Genomic DNA, 19,533 nt, shown 5'->3' with positions numbered 1-19,533 from the left:
GGTATTCGCTGCGGCCGGCCGCCGCAGCACGCCATGGAGAACGCCCCCGCCTCCGCGAGGTTGCGCCGAATGGGGGACATCCACCCGACGGTATGAAAAGGAGACTGGAGCTGCCGCTTCCGCCCGGCGCCCGATTCCCCGCGTTCTACGAGGTCAGGCCGTGCCGCACCGCCCAGAGCGCCGCCTGCGTCCGGTCCGCGAGATCGAGCTTCATCAGGATGTTCGAGACGTGGGTCTTGACCGTCTTCTCCGACAGGACGAGCGCCCGGGCGATCTCGCGGTTGGACCGTCCGTCCGCGATCAGTCCCAGCACCTCGCGCTCCCGCTCGGTGAGGGTGGTGCCGCGCCCCGTGCCGCCCTGGCCCTCGTCCTGGGAGAGGAGCGCCTCGGCGACCTCCGGCTGGAGCAGCACATGGCCCGCGTGGACGGAGCGGATGGCGCCGGCCAGGGCGTCGGGGTCCACGTCCTTGTAGACGTACCCCGAGGCGCCGGCCCGGAGCGCCGGGACGACCGTGCGCTGCTCGGTGAAGCTCGTGACGATCAGGACCTTCGCGGGGTTGGCCAGCTCGCGCAGCTTCCGCAGCGCCTCGATGCCGTCCATGCCGGGCATCTTGACGTCCATCAGGACGACGTCGGGGCGCAGCTCCTCGGCCCGCGCGACGCCCTCACCGCCGTCGGACGCCTCTCCGACGACCTCTATGTCGTCCTGCACCTCCAGAAAGGTCCGCAGGCCGCGGCGGACCACCCGGTGGTCGTCGACCAGCAGGACGCGGATCACGGTGTCAGCCACCGGGGACCTCCATCTCGATCGTAGTGCCCCGGCCGGGCTCCGATGTCACGGTGAGCCGGCCCCCGACGCCGGCGGCCCGGTCGCGCATGGAGACCAGCCCGAGGTGGCGTCCGGCCCTGCGGACCGTACGCGGGTCGAAGCCCTTGCCGTCGTCGGTGACGGTGAGCAGCGCGCCCTGCCCGCGCCGCACCAGGGTGACGGCGACGAGCTGGGGGTCGGCGTGCCGCAGCGCGTTGTGCAGCGCCTCCTGGGCGACCCGGAGCATGGCCTCCTCCTGGGCTGCGGGCAGGGCGCGCACACCGGTGCTGTCGAAGGTGACCTCGGCGCCGTGGGCCCGGTCGAGGACCTGGATCTGGGTGCGCAGGGTGTGGACGAGGCCGTCCTCGTCGAGGGCGGCGGGGCGGAGCTCGACGACGGCGGCGCGCAGCTCGTCGGCGGCCTCGGCGGCGAGGGCGGCGACCTGCTGGAGCTCGCCCTTGGCGCGGGCCGGGTCCCGGTCGACGAGGGCCGCGGCGGCCTGGGCGGTGAGCCGGAGCGAGAAGAGCTTCTGGCTGACGGCGTCGTGCAGCTCGTGGGCGAGGCGCGAGCGCTCCTCGGCGATGGTGAGCTCGCGGCTGCGTTCGTACAGCCGGGCGTTGGTCAGGGCGATGGCGGCGTGCTGGGCGAGGATCCCGAGCAGCTCCTCGTCCTCCGCGGTGAAGCCGCACCCTCCGGCCGGCCGGGGACAGCGCTTGTTGGCGAGGAAGAGGGCGCCGATCGTCTCGTCGCCGTCCTGGATGGGCAGGCCGAGGAAGTCGGACATCCCCGGGTGGGCGGCCGGCCAGCCCTCGAAGCGGGGGTCCTCGCGCACATCGGCGAGCCGCTCGGGCTCGGCCTTGTGGAGCATGGCGGCGAGGATGCCGTGCTGGCGGGGCAGCGGGCCGATGGCGCGCCACTGCTCTTCGCTGACGCCGTCGACCACGAACTGGGCGAAGCCGCCGTGGTCGTCCGGCACGCCCAGCGCCGCGTACTCGGCGTCGAGCAGCTCACGGGCGGAGGCGACGATCGTCTTGAGGACATCGCGCACCTCCAGGTGGCGGCTCATCGCAAGCAGCGCGGTGCTCACGGCGGCGAGGCCGGAGCCGGGTCGGTGACTCATGAACTCACCGTACCGGTGGGGTGTGACACTCCGTATCCGTCCGCGGACGGCCCTCGCCTGGGTCCGTGGGACTAGGACGAAGTACCTGGTGGGAGGCGTGCTGCGCCTCGGGTGGGAGGCCGGGTGCGTCTCGGGTGGGAGGCCGGGCCCTTCTCCCTCCTCCGCTCGGCGGACCTCGCTCACTGTGCGCATTGCGGGCGCAACCTGCGGTGAGTTCGTTACACGCCCGATGTGAGCCCGCGCATAGGACGCAGGTCACTTACGAAGACCTTTAGTCGACGGGCAGAGCGCAGATAGGGGCTGCTGGACGGGGTCCCGAGCAGGTGTCCGTGCGGCATGCACGGGTCCCTGATCCACTACCCGGCTTCGTACGTCACACCTTTGCCACAGGTTTTTGCTGCCGCTAAGAATTGCATCCGTCGCCGCCGAGCAGGCGCAGCGCCGCCACCGGCCTGAGCGACCCCCTGTCTATTCGAAGAGGTAGCCCTGCATGTCCGCGAACACCCCCGGCCACTATCGGCTGAAGAAGACCCACAAGGCCTCCATCGCCGGTGTCGCCGCCCTCGGTGCCGCCGCCCTCGCCTTCACCCTCGTCCCCGGCAACGACGCCGCCGCTGAGACCGAGCCCCAGGCACTGGCCAACACGCAGCAGGTCGCGTGGGGCTACAACGCGGACAGCCCGCAGGCCAAGGCGCTGCACGCCAGCCTCACCGAGCAGCAGACCACCATCGGCCTGAAGGCGAAGCAGGAGCTGGAGGCGAAGGCCAAGGCCGCCGCCAAGGCGAAGGCCGACGCCCAGGCCAAGGCCGCCGCCAAGGCGAAGGCCGCGGCGAAGGCCAAGGCCGACGCGAAGAAGCGCGCCGACGCCAAGGCCGCCGCGAGCCGCGCCGCCGCCCGCCAGCCCGTCTTCGCGAACAACCTCGACGGCTGGATCCGCGAGGCGCTGTTCATCATGGACAAGCACAACATCCCGGGCACCTACGAGGGCATCCACCGCAACATCATGCGGGAGTCCAGCGGTAACCCGCGGGCGATCAACAACTGGGACATCAACGCCATCAACGGTGTCCCGTCGAAGGGCCTGCTCCAGGTCATCTACCCGACCTTCAAGGCCTACCACGTGCCGGGCACCAAGTTCGACCAGTACGACCCGGTCGCCAACATCGTCGCCGCCTGCAACTACGCGGCCGACCGCTACGGCTCCATGGACAACGTCAACAGCGCCTACTGACCGGCGCCGCGCACATGCCGAAGGGCGGCACCCCACGCACGGGGTGCCGCCCTTCGGCGTCGTACGACCGCTGCTACTTGCGCATGACCTCGGGCTCGTGGCGGCGCAGCAGACGCGCCACCGCGACGCCGCAGACGATTCCGATGAGCACCAGGATCGTGAGGTTGAAGCCCCACTGGCCGACCGTGTGGTCCCACAGCGGGTCCAGGTTGGTCGGGTCCTTGTGGTCCCACGGCGGCATGAGGTGGGCGAGGTCGAGGGTCGAGCCCGCGGCGGCGATGGCCCAGCGCGAGGGCATCAGCCAGGCGAACTGCTCCAGGCCCGGGGAGCCGTACACCTGGAAGAGGATGCCGGTGAAGACGACCTGGACGATCGCGAACATGACGAGCAGCGGCATCGTCTTCTCGGCGGTCTTCACCAGCGAGGAGATGACCAGGCCGAACATCATCGAGGTGAAGCCCAGCGCGATGATCGTGACGCACAGCTCGACGGCGGGCGGCATGACCAGGCCCTCGGCGGGCAGGTCGCGGGTGGCGAAGCCGATGCCGCAGATGATGACGCCCTGGATGGCGGTGATCACGCCGAGGACGATGACCTTGGACATCAGGTACGCCGAGCGGGACAGGCCGGTCGCCCGCTCCCGTTCGTAGATGACCCGCTCCTTGATCAGCTCTCGTACGGAGTTGGCGGCGCCCGAGAAGCACATGCCGACCGCGAGGATGAGCATGATTGTGCCGGCGTCGCCGTTGAAGCGGGACGGGGGCTTGGGCGGCGCGAGGCCGAAGTCGGCGGGGATGACGACCGAGACCAGGCCGAGGACGGCCGGCAGGATCACCATCAGGCCCATGAAGCCCTTGTCGGACGCGATGACCGAGGAGTAGCGGCGGATCAGGGTCCACAGCTGGGAGCCCCAGCCCTGCGGCTTGGGCGGCCTGGCCATCGCCTGCTGCGGCACCTGCACCGGCTGCGCGGCGACGGCGTCGATGTCGGCGGCGTACATCTGGTAGTGCTGCGAGCCCTTCCAGCGGCCCGCCCAGTCGTAGTCGCGGTAGTTCTCGAAGGCGGAGAAGACATCGGCCCAGGTGCTGTAGCCGAAGAAGTTCAGCGCCTCCTCCGGCGGGCCGAAGTAGGCCACCGAACCGCCGGGCGCCATGACGAGGAGCTTGTCGCACAGGCCGAGCTCGGCCACCGAGTGGGTGACGACGAGGACCGTGCGGCCGTCGTCGGCGAGGCCGCGCAGCAGCTGCATGACATCGCGGTCCATGCCCGGGTCGAGGCCGGAGGTCGGCTCGTCGAGGAAGATCAGCGACGGCTTGGTGAGGAGCTCCAGGGCGACGGAGACGCGCTTGCGCTGGCCACCGGAGAGGGAGGTGACCTTCTTCTCCTTGTGGATGTCGAGCTTGAGCTCGCGCAGCACCTCGTCGATGCGGGCCTCGCGCTCGGCGGGGGCGGTGTCGCCGGGGAAGCGGAGCTTGGCCGCGTAGCGCAGCGCCTTCTGGACGGTCAGCTCCTTGTGCAGGATGTCGTCCTGCGGGACCAGACCGATGCGCTGGCGCAGCTCGGCGAACTGCTTGTAGAGGCTCCGGTTGTCGTAGAGGACGTCGCCCTCGTTGGCCGGGCGGTAGCCGGTCAGCGCCTTGAGCAGAGTCGACTTGCCGGAACCGGACGGGCCGATGACGCCGATGAGCGACTTCTCGGGGACGCCGAAGGAGACGTCCTTGAGGATCTGCTTGCCGCCGTCGACCGTGACGGTGAGGTGGCGGGCCGAGAAGGAGACCTCGCCGGTGTCGACGAACTCCTCGAGCTGGCCGCCGACCATGCGGAAGGTCGAGTGGCCGACGCCGACGATGTCGTTGGGGCCGATGAGGGCGGTGCCGCCCTTGGTGATCGGCTGACCGTTGACGTACGTGCCGTTGTGGGAGCCGAGGTCGCGGATCTCGAAACGGCCGTCGGGGGTGGCGTGGAACTCGGCGTGGTGGCGCGAGACCTGGAGGTCGGAGACGACCAGCTCGTTCTCCAGCGCACGGCCGATCCGCATCACATGGCCGAGGGCCAGCTGGTGGAACGTGGTCGGGCTGCGGTCGCCGTAGACCGGCGGTGCTCCCGCCATGCCGCCGCCCTGGCCCGGTACCTTCTGCGCCAACTGCTCGACGGGGCCGCCCTGCTGGTGCGGGAACTGCGGCTGCGCGGCCTGCGGGTGCGGGACCTGCTGCTGCGGCTGGACCGGCGCGGGCTGCTGCTGCCAGCCCTGCTGCTGCGGCTGGCCCTGGTGGCCGGCCCACTCCCCCTGCGCCCCGGCCTGGTGGGCGGGCGCGGCCTGCGCCGGTGCCTGCTGCGGGGCGGCCTGCGCGCCGGCGGCGAGATTCAGCCGCGGACCGTCGGTCGCGTTGCCGAGGTGCACCGCGGAGCCGGGCCCGATCTCCATCTGATGGATCCGCTGGCCCTGTACGAAGGTGCCGTTGGTCGAGCCGTGGTCCTCGATGACCCAACCGCGGCCGCCCCAGCTGATGGTGGCGTGCCGCCACGAGACCCGGGCGTCGTCGATCACGAGGTCGCCCTGCGGATCGCGTCCGAGGGTGTACGACCTGGACGGATCGAGAGTCCAGGTCCTTCCGTTCAATTCCAGTACGAGTTCTGGCACTCCATGCCCCACTACTTGTCCCCCGATGTACCCCCCGTCGCAGGGAGTCCAGGGATGGCGAACATCCGGGGGGAACTATTTCAGGCCGGGTCCCGTATCCGAAAGTCGGGCGGGGTGAAGAGCGTGGGGAGGCGGGTGCGTGGCATCCACGAATGGGGCAACGCGTGAGGAACCCGGCGCTCCGTGCGCCTCGGGGCCGTGGCACGGCGCGTGGGCGCCGGCGGGGCGGGGCCGGGTGGGCGGCGTTACCGTGACAGGGAGGGCACCAGCCGGGGTGTCCGGTACGCGGGACGGGGAGGCTGGTGGCACCCAGTGCCCGATACGGTGGAACCACCATGAGCGCATCGCAGACCTCAGACGTTCCCACCCTTCTCGTCAAGATCTTCGGGAAGGACCGTCCCGGGATCACCGCCGGGCTCTTCGACACCCTCGCCGCCTACTCCGTCGACGTCGTGGACATCGAGCAGGTCGTGTCCCGCGGCCGCCTCGTGCTGTGCGCGCTCGTCACCGAGCCGACCGTCGCCTCCCAGGGGGAGCTGCGGGCCACCGTGCACAGCTGGGCCGAGTCGCTGAAGCTCCAGGCCGAGATCATCTCCGGCACGGGTGACAACCGTCCGCGCGGGAGTGGACGGTCGCACGTCACCGTGCTCGGGCACCCGCTGACGGCCGAGGCCACGGCCGCCATAGCGGCCAGGATCACCGAGACCGGCGGCAACATCGACCGGATCTTCCGCCTCGCGAAGTATCCGGTGACGGCGGTCGAGTTCGCGGTGTCGGGCTGTGAGACGGAGCCGCTGCGCACCGCGCTCGCCCCCCAGGCGCACCAGATCGGCGTGGATGTGGCGGTCGTCTCGGCCGGGCTGCACCGCCGGGCCCAGCGTCTGGTGGTGATGGACGTCGACTCGACGCTGATCCAGGACGAGGTCATCGAGCTGTTCGCGGCGCACGCGGGCTGCGAGGACAAGGTGGCCGAGGTCACCGAGGCGGCGATGCGCGGCGAGCTGGACTTCGAGCAGTCGCTCCACGCGCGGGTGGCGCTGCTGGCCGGGCTCGACGCCTCCGTGGTGGACAAGGTCCGTGCCGAGGTACGGCTCACTCCAGGTGCCCGCACCCTGATCCGTACGCTCAAGCGGCTCGGCTACCAGGTAGGTGTCGTCTCGGGCGGGTTCACCCAGGTCACCGATGACCTCAAGGAGCGGCTGGGGCTCGATTTCGCCTCGGCGAACACCCTGGAGATCGTGGACGGCAAGCTGACCGGCCGGGTCACGGGCGAGATCGTCGACCGGGCGGGCAAGGCGCGGCTGCTGCGCCGGTTCGCGCTGGAGGCGGGCGTGCCGCTGGCGCAGACGGTGGCGATCGGCGACGGCGCGAACGATCTGGACATGCTGAACGCGGCGGGGCTGGGGGTGGCGTTCAACGCCAAGCCTGTCGTCCGCAAGGCGGCCCACACGGCCGTGAACGTGCCCTTCCTCGACACCGTGCTGTATCTGCTCGGGATCACCCGCGAGGAGGTCGAGGCGGCGGACGGCGGCGCGGACCTGCTGCACTGACCTCGCGTACACGATGCCTGGGGCGGAGGGCCCGGTCACCCGAGCGGTGACCGGGCCCTTGTCGTGCCGTACGGGCGCGGTACGGAGATCAGGGGTACGGGAGGCCCTGATCCGGCCTGGTGGGAACGAGAGGCCCTAGTCGTGCGGGGCCCAGTATTCGAGCAGGGTGCCCGCGCCGTGCTCCAGCGACTTCCATGAGCCGTTGAAGCCGACGACGGCGAAGGCGGCGGTCGGGAATCCGCCGCGGTTCATCCGGGCTCGTGTGTCACCCTCGGCCGAGCCGGCGAGGGCGTCGGAGAGCGCGTGCATCCCGGGGTTGTGCCCGATGACGAGGAGGTCGTTCACGTCCTCGGGCGTCTCGTTCAGCAGGGCGATGAGTTCACCGAGGGATGCCTCGTACAGCCGCTCCTCGTACACGGTCCTGGGGCGGTGCGGGAGCTCCTGCACGGCCAGTTTCCAGGTTTCGCGGGTTCTGACGGCGGTCGAACAGAGGGCCAGATCGAAGGAGATCCCGGTCTCGGCGATCCTGCGGCCGGCCACGGGGGCGTCCGTGCGGCCGCGCTCGGCGAGCGGTCGCTCGTGATCGGACACCTGGGGCCAGTCGGCCTTGGCGTGCCGGAGCAGCACGATCCTGCGGGGTGTATCGACGCTCATGCGCTCCAGCTTCCCATGAAACGGTGTGCGTCGACTCAGAGAGAGAGCGTTTGCTGGATCTGCTGCAGGACGTGATCGACCGCCGGGTCGCCGCCGATCGCGTGGGTCTTTCCGGGGCCCGCTATGAGCAGGAAGAGGACGGTGAACGCGGCGACGGGGAGGGCAAGGGCCCACCAGGGCAGCCGGGTGTCGAGGCCGGGCGCCGTGCTCCGGGTGCTGGGGTGCGTACGCGCCGACATGGCCGCCTCCGTGGAAAAGGGTGATCCGCTGCGATGTCTCCAACGTACGGACCGGAGGCGGTCGGGCCCATCGGGTGATCCACCCACTTCACCCTGAGAGTCACCCCCTAGGGGGAGGGGGGTTGTCCCCACCCTCCCCTGTTTCCGGGTGAGGCGATTTCGTCAGGGGGAGGCGATCGAGGCGACGATGGCGATGACGACCGTGATGCCGAGCATCGCGCCGAGCACGATGAGGAGCTTCTTCTGGCCGTTCTGGGGGTTCGGGTCGAGCACTGGCATGGGGCCAGTCTCGCATCTCAGCATTCGTCCTCGACCGTCCGGTCCCTCCCGGCGAGGGTGCCGACGACCATCTGGGGGAGCATCAGCCCGGCCATCAGCGCGATGGGCAGGCCCCAGCCGCCGCTGTGCTGGTAGAGGACGCCGACGAGGAGGGGGCCGGGGATGGAGAGGAGGTAGCCGACGCTCTGGGCGAAGGCGGAGAGCCGGACCACGCCGGCGCCGGTGCGGGCGCGCATGCCGATCATGGTGAGGGCGAGCGGGAAGGCGCAGTTGGAGACGCCGAGGAGCACGGCCCAGATCCAGGCGCCGCCGGCGGGCGCGAGGTAGAGGCCGGTGTAGCCGCTGAGGCCGCACAGGCCGAGGGCGACGGCGATCGGGCCCTGGTTCTTGAGCCGGCCGGCGAGGCGGGGGATGACGAAGGCGAGCGGCACGCCCATCACCATCGTGACGGCGAGGAGTACACCGGCCGTGTCGGCCGGGACGCCCGCGTCGCGGAAGATCTGCGGCATCCAGCCCATGGTGATGTACGCGCCGGTGGCCTGGAGGCCGAAGAAGACGCCGAGTGCCCAGGCGGTGCGGCTGCGGGTGATCCGGAGGGGCGCGGCCTGCGCCGCCGGTCCGGACTGGGCGGGGAGGTGAGGGGCCGGCCCGCCCGCGCCCCGGTCGCGCAGGAGGGGGATCCAAGGCAGGACGGCGAGGGCGGCGAGGCCCGCCCAGACGCCGAGGCCGGTGCGCCAGTCGCCGCCCATGGCCTGGGTCATGGGCACGGTCGCGGCGGCGGCCAGGGAGGTGCCCATGGCGAGGGCCATGGAGTAGAGGCCGGTCATGGTGCCGGTACGGCCGGGGAAGTACCGCTTGACGATGACCGGCATCAGGACGTTGCTGACGGCGATGCCCATGAGGGCGAGGGCGCTGGCGGCGAGGAAGCCGACGGTGCCGGTGGCGAAGGGGCGGACGGCGAGGCCGGCGAGGATCGCGGCCATGCCGGCGCAGACGACGGCGGCGGGGCCGAAGCGGCGGGCGAGTCGCGGGGCGGTGATGCCGAAGATCGCGAAGCAGAGCGGGGGCACGGAGGTGAGGACCCCGGCGACGCTGCCGCTCATGTGGAGACCGTCGCGGACCTCTTCGAGGAGGGCGCCGAGGCTGGTGATGGCGGGGCGGAGGTTGAGCGCCGCGAGGACGAGTCCGACGAGGACGAGCCGGGTGATCCAGAGGGCGGGCCTGTCCGGTACGGAAGAATCCGTTCCGGTGGCCGGTGAGGAGGTGCGGGTGGGCCCTGCTGAGGTGCGGGTGGGTGCTGCTGCGGGTGTCGTCAGGGTGTGCGGCTCGTCAGACATGACAGCCATCATAGAATCATAGGATGATTGGTTGTCCAATCTGGAACCTTACGGAAGGTACGTCATGGCGCTCGGCTCTCCCCGGCGGTCCGGGCTCTCCGATCAGGTGATCACCGAGCTGCGGAACCAGATCACCTCTGGCGAGTGGCCGGTCGGTACACGGATCCCGACCGAGCCGGAACTCGTCGAGCAGCTGGGGGTGGCCCGCAACACCGTCCGGGAGGCGGTCCGCGCGCTCGCCCACAACGGCCTTCTCGACATCCGCCAGGGCTCCGGCACCTATGTGGTCGCGACGAGCGAGCTCGCCGGGGTCATGCACCGGCGGTTCGCCGGCTCCGACCCCCGGCACATCGCGGAACTCCGCTCGACGCTGGAGTCCGCGGCGGCCCGGTTCGCGGCGCTGCGGCGTACGGACCGGGACATGAAGCAGCTGGACGCGCTGCTTGCCGGACGCGAGGAGGCCTGGGCCTCGGGCGACGCGGAACGGTTCGTGACGGCGGACGCGGCGTTCCACCACGCGGTCGTGGTGGCCTCGCACAACGACGTCCTCACCGAGCTCTACGCCGACCTCGGGCATGTACTGCGGGAGTGGCTGCGCGACGACGTGGGGCAGGAGCTGCGGCCTGAGCACCACATGGACCACGCGCGCCTGGTGGAGGCGATCCGGGACGGCGAGGCGGAGACGGCGGAGACGGAGGCCGCCGGGTACCCGTTCATGTGCCTCCGGCGCCCCGAGGCCGCTCAGGGCCCTCGGCCGGCTGATGGGTGATCCAGGCGGCCCGGACCTCCTTCCAGCAGCGGCCGGTCACCTGCGCGAAGGCGGTCGGTGCGACGTCGACGGGGGCGCTGTCGGTGTCCACGTCCCACCAGCGTGCGCACTCGACGTGCAGCCGGACGCGGTCGGTCTCCGGGAAGGGGTTGTGGCAGTACGCGGTGACGCGCGAGCCCTGGACGACGGCACGGCACGAGGCCCCGAAGGTGTCGGGCCGGTCGGCGGTGTCCGGCCCCTCGGCGGTGTCCGGCCCCTCGGCGGTGTCGGGCCGGTCGGCGGTGTCCGGCCGCTCGGCGACGGTGACCGCGAACGGCTCGTCGCTCGGGACCGGAGCGGCGCGGACCTCGGCGGTGACGGCGAGCCCGGTGAACAGTGCGGCGGCCGAGACGAACGCGGCGGCCCTGCGGTGCGGCGCGCGCATATCCGTACCTCCTCCCCACCCGTAGCCGGAATGTCACGCTCTGCCCCAGTCTGAGGTGATCCGGCGGACTTTTCGACTCGGGAGCGGAGCCGCCCGACGGCGAAGGCCGGGTGCCCGCCCCTCGGAGGGGGCGGGCACCCGGCCTTCACCACAGCTGTCGCGTCAGGCGCCGATCGCGTGCAGACCGCCGTCGACGTGGATGATCTCACCGGTCGTCTTCGGGAACCAGTCGGACAGGAGCGCGACGACGCCCTTGCCGGCCGGCTCCGGGTCGGCCAGGTTCCACTCCAGTGGGGAGCGGCTGTCCCAGACCGCGGCGAGCTCCGAGAAGCCGGGGATCGACTTCGCGGCCATCGAGCCGATCGGGCCCGCCGAGATCAGGTTGCAGCGGATGTTCTGCTTGCCCAGGTCACGGGCCATGTAGCGGCTCGTGGCCTCCAGGGCCGCCTTGGCCGGGCCCATCCAGTCGTACTGCGGCCAGGCGTACTGCGCGTCGAAGGTGAGGCCGACGACGGAGCCGCCCTCGGTCATCAGCGGCAGCAGCGACTTCGTCAGCGACTTCAGCGAGAAGGCGGAGACGTGCATGGCCGTGGCGACGGAATCGAACGGCGTGTTGAGGAAGTTGCCGCCGAGCGCGTCCTGCGGGGCGAAGCCGATCGAGTGGACGATGCCGTCGAGCCGGTCGCCCAGGTGCTCGCGGACCTGCCCCTCCAGGCGCGCGAGGTGCTCGTCGTTGGAGACGTCGAGCTCGAGGACCTTGACGTTCTCGGGCTTGGGGAGCTTCTTGGCGATGCGCTCGGTGAGCGACGGCCGCGGCCAGGCGGTGAGGATGATCTCCGCGCCCTGCTCCTGCGCCAGCTTCGCGGTGTGGAAGGCGATGGAGGACTCCATCAGCACACCGGTGATCAGGATGCGCTTGCCCTCGAGGATTCCGCCAGTGTTCGTCATAGGTGTCAGTGCCCCATGCCCAATCCGCCGTCAACCGGGATGACGGCTCCAGTGATGTACGAAGCGTCGTCGGAGGCCAGGAACCTCACCGTGGCGGCGATCTCCTCGGGCTGCGCGTAGCGGCCCAGCGGCACCTGGGACACGATGCCCTTGCGCTGCTCCTCGGTGAGCACCTTGGTCATGTCGGTGTCGACAAAGCCGGGCGCGACGACATTGAACGTGATGTTGCGCGAGCCGAGCTCGCGGGCCAGGGAACGGGCGAAGCCGACCAGGCCGGCCTTGGAGGCGGCGTAGTTGGCCTGCCCCGCCGAGCCGAGGAGTCCGACGACCGAGGAGATCAGGACGACGCGGCCCTTCTTGGCGCGCAGCATGCCGCGGTTGGCACGCTTGACGACCCGGAAGGTGCCGGTGAGGTTGGTGTCGAGGACGGAGGTGAAGTCCTCCTCGGACATCCGCATGAGCAGCTGGTCCTTGGTGACGCCGGCGTTGGCCACCAGCACCTCCACAGGACCGTGCTTCTCCTCGATCTCCTTGTACGCCTGCTCCACCTGCTCGGCGTCGGTGATGTCGCACCTGACGGCCAGGAAGCCGGCCGGCGGCTCTCCGGACCGGTACGTGACCGCGACCTTGTCGCCGGCTTCGGCGAACGCGCGGGCGATGGCGAGGCCGATGCCCCGGTTTCCTCCGGTGACGAGAACCGAGCGGCTCAACGGATCACCCTTTCGATAGCGGTGTGGTACGTCGAAAACCTATCGGTCCAGCCCCTTGCGCGAAGAATCGGGCCCTGACAGTGGCTTCCGCACGCCGCTGTCGGGTCCCTACAGAAACCTCTGGGCATCCCGGCCGAAAGCGCGACATGATCGGGGGCGACCGGTCTCATACGACAGGAGACATTCGTGCCTCATTCCATCGACGCGGCCTTCATGGCACTGCCGCTGCGGGCGCTCGCCGACGCGGCGCTCGCACGCGCGCGTGCCCTCGGCTCCGAGCATGCCGACTTCCGTCTGGAGCGGGTCCGCAGCGCCTCCTGGCGGCTTCGGGACGCCAAGCCCTCCGGTTCCTCGGACATCACGGACCTCGGCTACGCGGTGCGGGTGGTCCACGGCGGGGCCTGGGGGTTCGCCTCCGGGGTCGATCTGACCATGGACGGGGCCGCGCGGGTCGCCTCGCAGGCGGTGGCCATGGCCAAGCTCTCCGCGAAGGTCATCGCGGCGGCCGGGTCGGACGAGCGTGTGGAGCTCGCCGAGGAGCCGGTGCACGCAGAGAAGACCTGGATCTCCTCGTACGAGATCAACCCCTTCGACGTGCCCGACGCCGACAAGAGCGGGCTGCTCGCCGACTGGAGCGACCGGCTGCTGCGGGCGGAGGGGGTGGCGCACGTGGACGCGTCGCTGCTGACCGTCCACGAGAACAAGTTCTACGCGGACACGGCGGGAACCGTGACCACCCAGCAGCGCGTCCGGCTGCACCCGCAGCTCACGGCGGTCGCCGTCGACGAGACGACCGGCGAGTTCGACTCGATGCGGACGGTCGCGCCGCCGGTCGGCCGGGGCTGGGAGTATCTGACCGGTACGGGCTGGGACTGGGACGCGGAGCTGGAGCGGATCCCGGAGCTGCTCGCGGAGAAGATGCGGGCGCCGAGCGTGCAGCCGGGGACGTACGACCTGGTCGTCGACCCGTCGAACCTCTGGCTGACCATCCATGAGTCGATCGGCCACGCCACCGAGCTGGACCGGGCGCTGGGGTACGAGGCGGCGTACGCCGGGACCTCGTTCGCCACCTTCGACCAGCTGGGGAAGCTGGCGTACGGCTCCTCGATCATGAACGTGACCGGTGACCGCACCGCCGAGCACGGGCTCGCGACGATCGGGTACGACGACGAGGGCGTCGAGGCGCAGCGCTGGGACCTGGTGAAGGACGGCACGCTCGTCGGCTACCAGCTGGACCGGCGGATCGCGAAGCTCACGGGGCTCGGCCGGTCGAACGGCTGCGCCTTCGCCGACTCCCCCGCGCACGTGCCGGTGCAGCGGATGGCGAACGTCTCGCTGCAGCCGGATCCCGGCGGGCTCTCCACGGAGGACCTGATCGGGGGTGTCGAGCGCGGTATCTACGTGGTCGGGGACCGGTCGTGGTCGATCGACATGCAGCGCTACAACTTCCAGTTCACCGGTCAGCGCTTCTTCCGCATCGAGAACGGCCGGCTGACGGGGCAGCTGCGGGACGTGGCGTACCAGGCGACGACGACGGAGTTCTGGGGCTCGATGGAGCAGGTCGGCGGCCCGCAGACGTACGTCCTGGGCGGCGCGTTCAACTGCGGCAAGGCGCAGCCGGGCCAGGTCGCGGCGGTCTCGCACGGCTGCCCCTCGGCGCTCTTCCGCGGTGTCAACATCCTCAACACGACGCAGGAGGCCGGTCGATGAGCCGCGTCAGCAAGCCGTACGAGATCGTCGAGCGGGCTCTTGAGCTGTCCCGGGCCGACGGGTGTGTCGTGATCGCCGACGAGGAGTCCTCCGCCAATCTGCGCTGGGCCGGCAACGCGCTGACCACCAACGGCGTCACCCGCGGGCGGACGCTCACCGTCATCGCGACCGTCGACGGCGCGCAGGGCACCTCGTCCGGTGTCGTCTCGCGCTCCGCCGTGACCGTCGACGACCTGGAGCCGCTGGTGCGGGCCGCCGAGGCCGCCGCCCGGGGTGCCGGGCCCGCCGAGGACGCGCAGCCTCTGGTGGAGGGCATCGACGCGTCCCCCGACTTCACGGACGCGCCGGCCGAGACGACCTCCGCCGTCTTCACGGACTTCGCGCCCGCGCTCGGCGAGGCGTTCGCCCGGGCCAGGACGGGGGGCCGTGAGCTGTACGGCTTCGCCCACCACCAGATGACCTCGACGTACCTCGGTACGTCGACGGGGCTGCGGCTGCGGCACGACCAGCCCAACGGCACCCTGGAGCTCAACGCCAAGTCGCCCGACCGCTCGCGCTCCGCGTGGGCCGGGCGCGCGACGCGGGACTTCAAGGACGTCGACCCGGGGGCGCTCGACGCCGATCTGGCGAAGCGGCTGGGCTGGGCGGAGCGCAGGATCGACCTGCCCGCCGGGCGGTACGAGACGCTGCTGCCGCCGACGGCCGTGGCCGATCTGCTGATCTACCAACTGTGGTCCTCGACGGCCCGGGACGCGGTGGAGGGCCGTACGGTCTTCTCCAAGCCGGGTGGTGGGACCCGTCTCGGCGAGAAGCTCTCCCCGCTGCCGCTGACCCTGCGCAGCGACCCGAACGAGCCCGGTCTGGAGTCCGCGCCGTTCGTCATCGCGCACTCCTCGAGCGACGACTCCTCCGTCTTCGACAACGGTCTGCCGGTCTCGCACACGGACTGGGTACGGGAGGGCCGGCTGGAGCACCTGATCACCACCCGGCACACGGCGGGGCTGACCCGGCTGCCGCTGGCGCCCGGGGCCGGGAACCTGATCCTGGAGGGCGGCGACGAGCGGTCGCTTGAGGAGATGGTGGCCGCCACCGAGCGCGGGCTGCTGCTGACCTGCCTCTGGTACATCCGCGAGGTCGACCCGGCCACGCTGCTGCTGACCGGGCTGACCCGGGACGGCGTCTACCTGGTCGAGAACGGCGAGGTGGTCGGCGAGGTGAACAACTTCCGGTTCAACGAGTCGCCGGTGGACCTGCTGTCGCGGGCGTCGGAGGCGGGGCGGACCGAGAAGACGCTGCCGCGCGAGTGGGGCGACTGGTTCACCAGGGCGGCGATGCCCGCGCTGCGGGTGCCGGACTTCAACATGAGCTCGGTCAGCAAGGGCGTCTGACCCCCATAGACTGAGTGAGCACGACCCCCATTCGACCCGAGGAGACGGACGACCGTGACGGACATCGTCGACGAGCTGAAGTGGCGTGGGCTGTTCGCCCAGTCCACTGACGAGGACGCATTGCGCAAGGCTCTCGCGGACGGTCCCGTCACGTTCTATTGCGGGTTCGACCCGACCGCGGCCAGTCTCCACGTCGGCCACCTGGTCCAGGTGCTCACCGTCCGCCGGCTCCAGCAGGCCGGTCACCGGCCGCTGGCGCTGGTCGGCGGGGCCACCGGTCAGATCGGTGACCCGCGGCCGACGGCCGAGCGCACTCTGAACGACCCGGAGACGGTCGCGAACTGGGTGAACCGGCTGCGGTCGCAGATCGAGCCGTTCCTCTCCTTCGAGGGGGAGAACGCCGCGGTCATGGTGAACAACCTGGACTGGACCGCCGGGATGACGGCGATCGAGTTCCTGCGGGACATCGGCAAGCACTTCCGGGTCAACAAGATGCTGACCAAGGACTCGGTCGCCCGGCGTCTGGAGTCCGAGCAGGGCATCAGCTACACCGAGTTCAGCTACCAGCTGCTGCAGGGCATGGACTTCCTGGAGCTGTACCGCCGCTACGGCTGTGTGCTGCAGCAGGGCGGCAGCGACCAGTGGGGCAACCTCACGGCCGGCCTGGACCTGATCCACCGGCTGGAGCCGGACGCGGTCGTGCACGCGCTGGCGACGCCGCTGATGACGAAGGCGGACGGCACCAAGTTCGGCAAGACCGAGGGCGGGGCCGTCTGGCTGGACCCGGAGATGACGACGCCGTACGCGTTCTACCAGTTCTGGCTGAACGTGGACGACCGGGACATCTCGAAGTACATGCGGATCCTGTCCTTCAAGTCCGTCGCGGAGCTGGAGGAGCTGGAGAAGGTCACGGCCGAGCGGCCGCAGGCCCGTACGGCTCAGCGGGCCCTGGCCGAGGAGCTGACGACGCTGGTGCACGGCGCCGAGCAGTGCGCGGCCGTCATCAACGCCTCGAAGGCGCTGTTCGGGCAGGGCGACCTGGCCGAACTCGACGAGGCCACTCTGGCCGCGGCGCTGTCGGAGCTGCCGCACGCGCGCGTGGCGGAGCTCGGCCAGGTCGTGGATCTGTTCACTGAGGTCGGTCTGGCGCCGAGCAAGTCGGCCGCGCGCCGGACGGTCAAGGAGGGCGGGGCCTACGTGAACAACGTGAAGGTCACCGCCGAGGACGCCGAGGTGTCGGCGGACGAGCTGCTGCACGGCCGCTGGCTGGTGCTGCGCCGGGGCAAGAAGAACCTGGCGGCGATCGAGGTCGGCGCCTAGGTCTTCCGCTGGGAACAGGCCGGATCAGGGCCCGAGGGCGGCCCGGCACACGTCGCGCGTGTGCCGGGCCGTCGTCGTGCGTGCGGCGTCACGCGCGCCGTTTGTTGCCTCTGATCGAGGCCCACAGCATGTCGCCCACACCCACGACGGCCACCGCGCCGATGAGCTGGAGCAGATGGCGTGTCCAGTCGATCCCCTTGGTGTCGTTGACCCCGATCCAGGTCGCGACGGAATTGCCGAGAACACTGCCGATGATGCCGAAAACGGTCGTCAGCCACAGGGGGATCTGCTGCTTCCCGGGAATGATCGCTTTGGCGATCAGACCGAGGACCAGACCCACGATGATTGCCCACAACCAACTCATGGTCGCCTCCTCATGCGGCGCACTCTGCGCATGTCCGCCCAGTCTCGGCCTATCGGCTGTACCGCGCATGTCGGACTGATCCATACGTGCCCCCGGGCACCGAAGGGCGAGAGGGCGGGCGTACCGTGGAGAGGTGAGGTCCGGACCGGGGCGAGTCCGGCGCGAGCGCCGGGTGGTGGTGTGCGATGCGTAAGCACGGTGAGACCGAGGTTTTCCGGATCACCGGAGCCCGGCAGGGACTGGCCGACGACGTGCGCGGCCGGCAGCGGCGCTATGTGATCTCGATGTCCATCCGCACCCTGGCCGTCATCGCGGCCGCCGTCCTCTGGAACGTGGAGCGGCATGTGGCCATCGTGGCGCTGGTCCTCGGCGGACTGCTCCCCTACATCTCCGTGGTGATCGCCAACGCCGGCCGGGAACGGGCGCCGTCCCCGCCGCCGACCTTCGTGCCGGCACCGACGCGGCCCGCGATCGGACCCGCGGACGACACCACGGAAGCACCGACGGACCATTCGTAGCGGCAGAGTTGATCATTAATGGGCTCGAAAAGCTCAAGAAAAGCTCAGATCAATCATGAAGTTCCGGTGCACCACACCCCGCTCCCCGTGACATACTTCCTACGCGCTCCGCATCCCCCGTCGGAGCGACGGACCGATGCCGGGCAGCTCCCCCCGTGGCTGCCCGGCATCGCCCTTTGTTGGACAATGTCCCGGTGATCAATCCGGTGAGTGACGAGACCCCGATCTGCTCCGCCAAGGGCTGCCGCGTCGCCGCGGTGTGGGTGCTGGCGTGGAACAATCCCAAGCTGCACACGCCGGAGCGCCGCAAGACCTGGCTCGCCTGCGAGGAGCACCGCGAGCATCTCTCGCAGTTCCTCGGCGTACGAGGGTTCCTCAAGGATGTCGTGCCGCTGGCCGAGTGGGACTCGGCGGGCGGGGGCCCGGACGCCGGAGGCTCAGCCGCCGATCGCTGACATGGGGCGCTCCGGCTGCAGGAAGCTCGGGTCGTCGAGACCCGAACCGGCCTTCTTCCCCCACATCGCCAGCTTCCAGATCCGGGCGATCTCGGCGTCCGAACCCTCCGGCCCCTGCGACCGCAGCGCCGCGCGCAGGTCGGTCTCCTCGGTGGCGAACAGGCAGGTGCGCACCTGACCGTCGGCCGTCAGCCGGGTCCGGTCGCAGGCCCGGCAGAACGGGCGGGTGACGGAGGCGATGACGCCGACCGTGTGCGGTCCGCCGTCGACGACCCAGCGCTCGGCGGGCGCCGATCCCCGCTCCTCCGCGCCCTCGGGGGTCAGCGTGAAGCGGGTGCGCAGGGACTCCAGGATGTCCCCCGCGGTGATCATCCCGTCGCGCTTCCAACCGTGCTGGGCGTCGAGCGGCATCTGCTCGATGAAGCGCATCTCGTACGCGTTCTCCACCGCCCAGGCCAGCAGGTCGGGGGCCTCGTCGTCGTTGAGGCCGGGCATCAGGACGGCGTTGACCTTGACGGGCGTGAGCCCGGCGTCGCGGGCGGCGGCCATGCCGTCCAGGACGTCGTGGTGACGGTCGCGGCGGGTCAGGGTCTTGAAGACCTCGGGCCGCAGCGTGTCGAGGGAGACGTTGACCCGGTCGAGCCCGGCGGCCTTCAGGGCGGCGGCCGTGCGCTTGAGCCCGATGCCGTTGGTGGTCAGGGACATCTTGGGGCGGGGCTCCAGGGCCGCGCAGCGCTCGACGATGCCGACGAGGCCGGGGCGGAGCAGCGGCTCGCCGCCGGTGAAGCGGACCTCGGTGATGCCGAGGTCGGTGACCGCGATCCGTATCAGCCGGACGATCTCGTCGTCGGTCAGCAGATCGGGCTTGGCCAGCCACTGCAGGCCCTCCTCGGGCATGCAGTACGTGCAGCGCAGATTGCACCGGTCCGTGAGTGAGACACGAAGGTCCGTGGCCACACGGCCGTAGGTGTCGATGAGCACTGTGGGCCCCCTCCCCGTCTCGCGGATGTGCGGATTCGGTATGTACCGAGCCTACGTGAGCCCACCGACAACGAGCACGGACGATTG

General features: G+C 70.6%; 20 protein-coding genes. 8 read left to right on the top strand and 12 right to left on the bottom strand.

The genetic code is table 11. From position 1 onward, the window contains the following. Positions 1-145: 145 nt before the first annotated feature. Positions 146-790 (bottom strand): response regulator, encoded by a 645-nt coding sequence (locus tag ACIRB4_RS09945; RefSeq protein WP_403289603.1) that lies wholly within the window; start codon positions 788-790, stop codon positions 146-148. Beyond that, positions 783-1,928, bottom strand: coding sequence for a GAF domain-containing protein (locus tag ACIRB4_RS09940; RefSeq protein ID WP_403289602.1), 1,146 nt, complete (start codon positions 1,926-1,928; stop codon positions 783-785). The genes ACIRB4_RS09945 and ACIRB4_RS09940 overlap by 8 nt, the downstream gene beginning before the upstream one ends. A gap of 490 nt (positions 1,929-2,418) precedes the next feature. Here ACIRB4_RS09940 and ACIRB4_RS09935 point away from each other — a divergent pair, with 490 nt between their 5' ends. Next, positions 2,419-3,159 carry a transglycosylase SLT domain-containing protein gene (locus ACIRB4_RS09935; protein WP_403289601.1) on the top strand — a complete coding sequence of 247 codons (741 nt, stop codon included), beginning with the start codon at positions 2,419-2,421 and terminating at the stop codon, positions 3,157-3,159. 73 nt (positions 3,160-3,232) lie between these two features. Here the strand turns inward: ACIRB4_RS09935 and ACIRB4_RS09930 are convergent, their stop codons facing one another. Next, positions 3,233-5,800: an FHA domain-containing protein gene (locus ACIRB4_RS09930; RefSeq protein WP_403289600.1), complete on the bottom strand. Its 2,568-nt coding sequence runs from the start codon at positions 5,798-5,800 to the stop codon at positions 3,233-3,235. Between the two features lie 335 nt (positions 5,801-6,135). On the opposite strand from ACIRB4_RS09930, the gene serB reads away from it, so the two are divergent. Next, positions 6,136-7,350: a phosphoserine phosphatase SerB gene (gene serB / locus ACIRB4_RS09925; RefSeq protein ID WP_403289599.1), complete on the top strand. Its 1,215-nt coding sequence runs from the start codon at positions 6,136-6,138 to the stop codon at positions 7,348-7,350. A gap of 135 nt (positions 7,351-7,485) precedes the next feature. On the opposite strand, the gene ACIRB4_RS09920 is transcribed toward serB, so the two are convergent. The 4 genes from ACIRB4_RS09920 to ACIRB4_RS09905 all read right to left on the bottom strand — a co-directional run bounded on the left by ACIRB4_RS09920 (position 7,486) and on the right by ACIRB4_RS09905 (position 9,859). Then, positions 7,486-8,004, bottom strand: a complete 519-nt coding sequence (locus ACIRB4_RS09920) for a SixA phosphatase family protein (protein ID WP_403289598.1) — start codon at positions 8,002-8,004, stop codon at positions 7,486-7,488. A 35-nt stretch (positions 8,005-8,039) separates the two neighbouring features. Next, a complete protein-coding gene (locus tag ACIRB4_RS09915) occupies positions 8,040-8,243 on the bottom strand; it encodes a hypothetical protein (RefSeq protein ID WP_403289597.1) in 204 nt (67 codons plus the stop codon). A 162-nt stretch (positions 8,244-8,405) separates the two neighbouring features. Further along, positions 8,406-8,522: an SGM_5486 family transporter-associated protein gene (locus tag ACIRB4_RS09910; RefSeq protein WP_403289596.1), complete on the bottom strand. Its 117-nt coding sequence runs from the start codon at positions 8,520-8,522 to the stop codon at positions 8,406-8,408. Positions 8,523-8,539: 17 nt separating this feature from the next. Further along, a complete protein-coding gene (locus ACIRB4_RS09905) occupies positions 8,540-9,859 on the bottom strand; it encodes a CynX/NimT family MFS transporter (RefSeq protein WP_403289595.1) in 1,320 nt (439 codons plus the stop codon). Between the two features lie 64 nt (positions 9,860-9,923). On the opposite strand from ACIRB4_RS09905, the gene ACIRB4_RS09900 reads away from it, so the two are divergent. Further along, complete coding sequence (locus tag ACIRB4_RS09900) at positions 9,924-10,628, top strand: FadR/GntR family transcriptional regulator (protein ID WP_403289687.1); 705 nt, start codon at positions 9,924-9,926, stop codon at positions 10,626-10,628. Here the strand turns inward: ACIRB4_RS09900 and ACIRB4_RS09895 are convergent. The 3 genes from ACIRB4_RS09895 to fabG form a co-directional block, all read right to left on the bottom strand. Beyond that, positions 10,573-11,052 carry a hypothetical protein gene (locus ACIRB4_RS09895; protein ID WP_403289594.1) on the bottom strand — a complete coding sequence of 160 codons (480 nt, stop codon included), beginning with the start codon at positions 11,050-11,052 and terminating at the stop codon, positions 10,573-10,575. The two genes, ACIRB4_RS09900 and ACIRB4_RS09895, sit on opposite strands and share 56 nt — an antisense overlap. A 162-nt stretch (positions 11,053-11,214) precedes the next feature. Beyond that, on the bottom strand, positions 11,215-12,000 hold the full coding sequence (gene fabI, locus ACIRB4_RS09890; protein WP_403289593.1) for an enoyl-ACP reductase FabI: 786 nt from the start codon (positions 11,998-12,000) through the stop codon (positions 11,215-11,217). A 5-nt stretch (positions 12,001-12,005) separates the two neighbouring features. Next, entirely contained in the window at positions 12,006-12,710 is a 705-nt protein-coding gene (gene fabG / locus ACIRB4_RS09885) for a 3-oxoacyl-[acyl-carrier-protein] reductase (RefSeq protein ID WP_403289592.1), read from the bottom strand. Positions 12,711-12,923: 213 nt separating this feature from the next. Between fabG and ACIRB4_RS09880 the strand changes: the two genes are divergently transcribed. Genes ACIRB4_RS09880 through tyrS form a run of 3 tightly spaced genes read left to right on the top strand, consistent with a single transcriptional unit; the run spans position 12,924 to position 17,128 of the window. Next, the gene (locus ACIRB4_RS09880) at positions 12,924-14,420 is read left to right on the top strand and encodes a TldD/PmbA family protein (RefSeq protein ID WP_403289685.1); all 1,497 of its coding nucleotides are present in this window, start codon (positions 12,924-12,926) and stop codon (positions 14,418-14,420) included. Further along, positions 14,417-15,808 carry a metallopeptidase TldD-related protein gene (locus ACIRB4_RS09875; protein ID WP_403289591.1) on the top strand — a complete coding sequence of 464 codons (1,392 nt, stop codon included), beginning with the start codon at positions 14,417-14,419 and terminating at the stop codon, positions 15,806-15,808. Before ACIRB4_RS09880 ends, ACIRB4_RS09875 begins: the two co-directional genes overlap by 4 nt. A 54-nt stretch (positions 15,809-15,862) precedes the next feature. Continuing rightward, positions 15,863-17,128 (top strand): tyrosine--tRNA ligase, encoded by a 1,266-nt coding sequence (gene tyrS, locus ACIRB4_RS09870; protein WP_403289590.1) that lies wholly within the window; start codon positions 15,863-15,865, stop codon positions 17,126-17,128. An 88-nt stretch (positions 17,129-17,216) separates the two neighbouring features. On the opposite strand, the gene ACIRB4_RS09865 is transcribed toward tyrS, so the two are convergent. After that, the gene (locus ACIRB4_RS09865; RefSeq protein WP_403289589.1) at positions 17,217-17,492 is read right to left on the bottom strand and encodes a GlsB/YeaQ/YmgE family stress response membrane protein; all 276 of its coding nucleotides are present in this window, start codon (positions 17,490-17,492) and stop codon (positions 17,217-17,219) included. A 185-nt stretch (positions 17,493-17,677) separates the two neighbouring features. Here ACIRB4_RS09865 and ACIRB4_RS09860 point away from each other — a divergent pair, with 185 nt between their 5' ends. Both ACIRB4_RS09860 and ACIRB4_RS09855 read left to right on the top strand, forming a co-directional pair. Continuing rightward, positions 17,678-18,010 (top strand): DUF3099 domain-containing protein, encoded by a 333-nt coding sequence (locus ACIRB4_RS09860; protein WP_403289588.1) that lies wholly within the window; start codon positions 17,678-17,680, stop codon positions 18,008-18,010. Between the two features lie 194 nt (positions 18,011-18,204). Further along, complete coding sequence (locus ACIRB4_RS09855) at positions 18,205-18,465, top strand: hypothetical protein (RefSeq protein WP_403289587.1); 261 nt, start codon at positions 18,205-18,207, stop codon at positions 18,463-18,465. Here ACIRB4_RS09855 and moaA read toward each other — a convergent pair. Further along, a complete protein-coding gene (moaA, locus tag ACIRB4_RS09850; protein ID WP_403289586.1) occupies positions 18,448-19,446 on the bottom strand; it encodes a GTP 3',8-cyclase MoaA in 999 nt (332 codons plus the stop codon). The genes ACIRB4_RS09855 and moaA overlap by 18 nt on opposite strands. Positions 19,447-19,533 lie beyond the last annotated feature (87 nt).

Source organism: Streptomyces sp. NPDC093600, assembly GCF_044764755.1.
Taxonomy (GTDB): domain Bacteria; phylum Actinomycetota; class Actinomycetes; order Streptomycetales; family Streptomycetaceae; genus Streptomyces.
The sequence above is the reverse complement of the archived record's forward strand: the minus strand, read 5'-3'. Positions and strand labels throughout refer to the sequence as shown.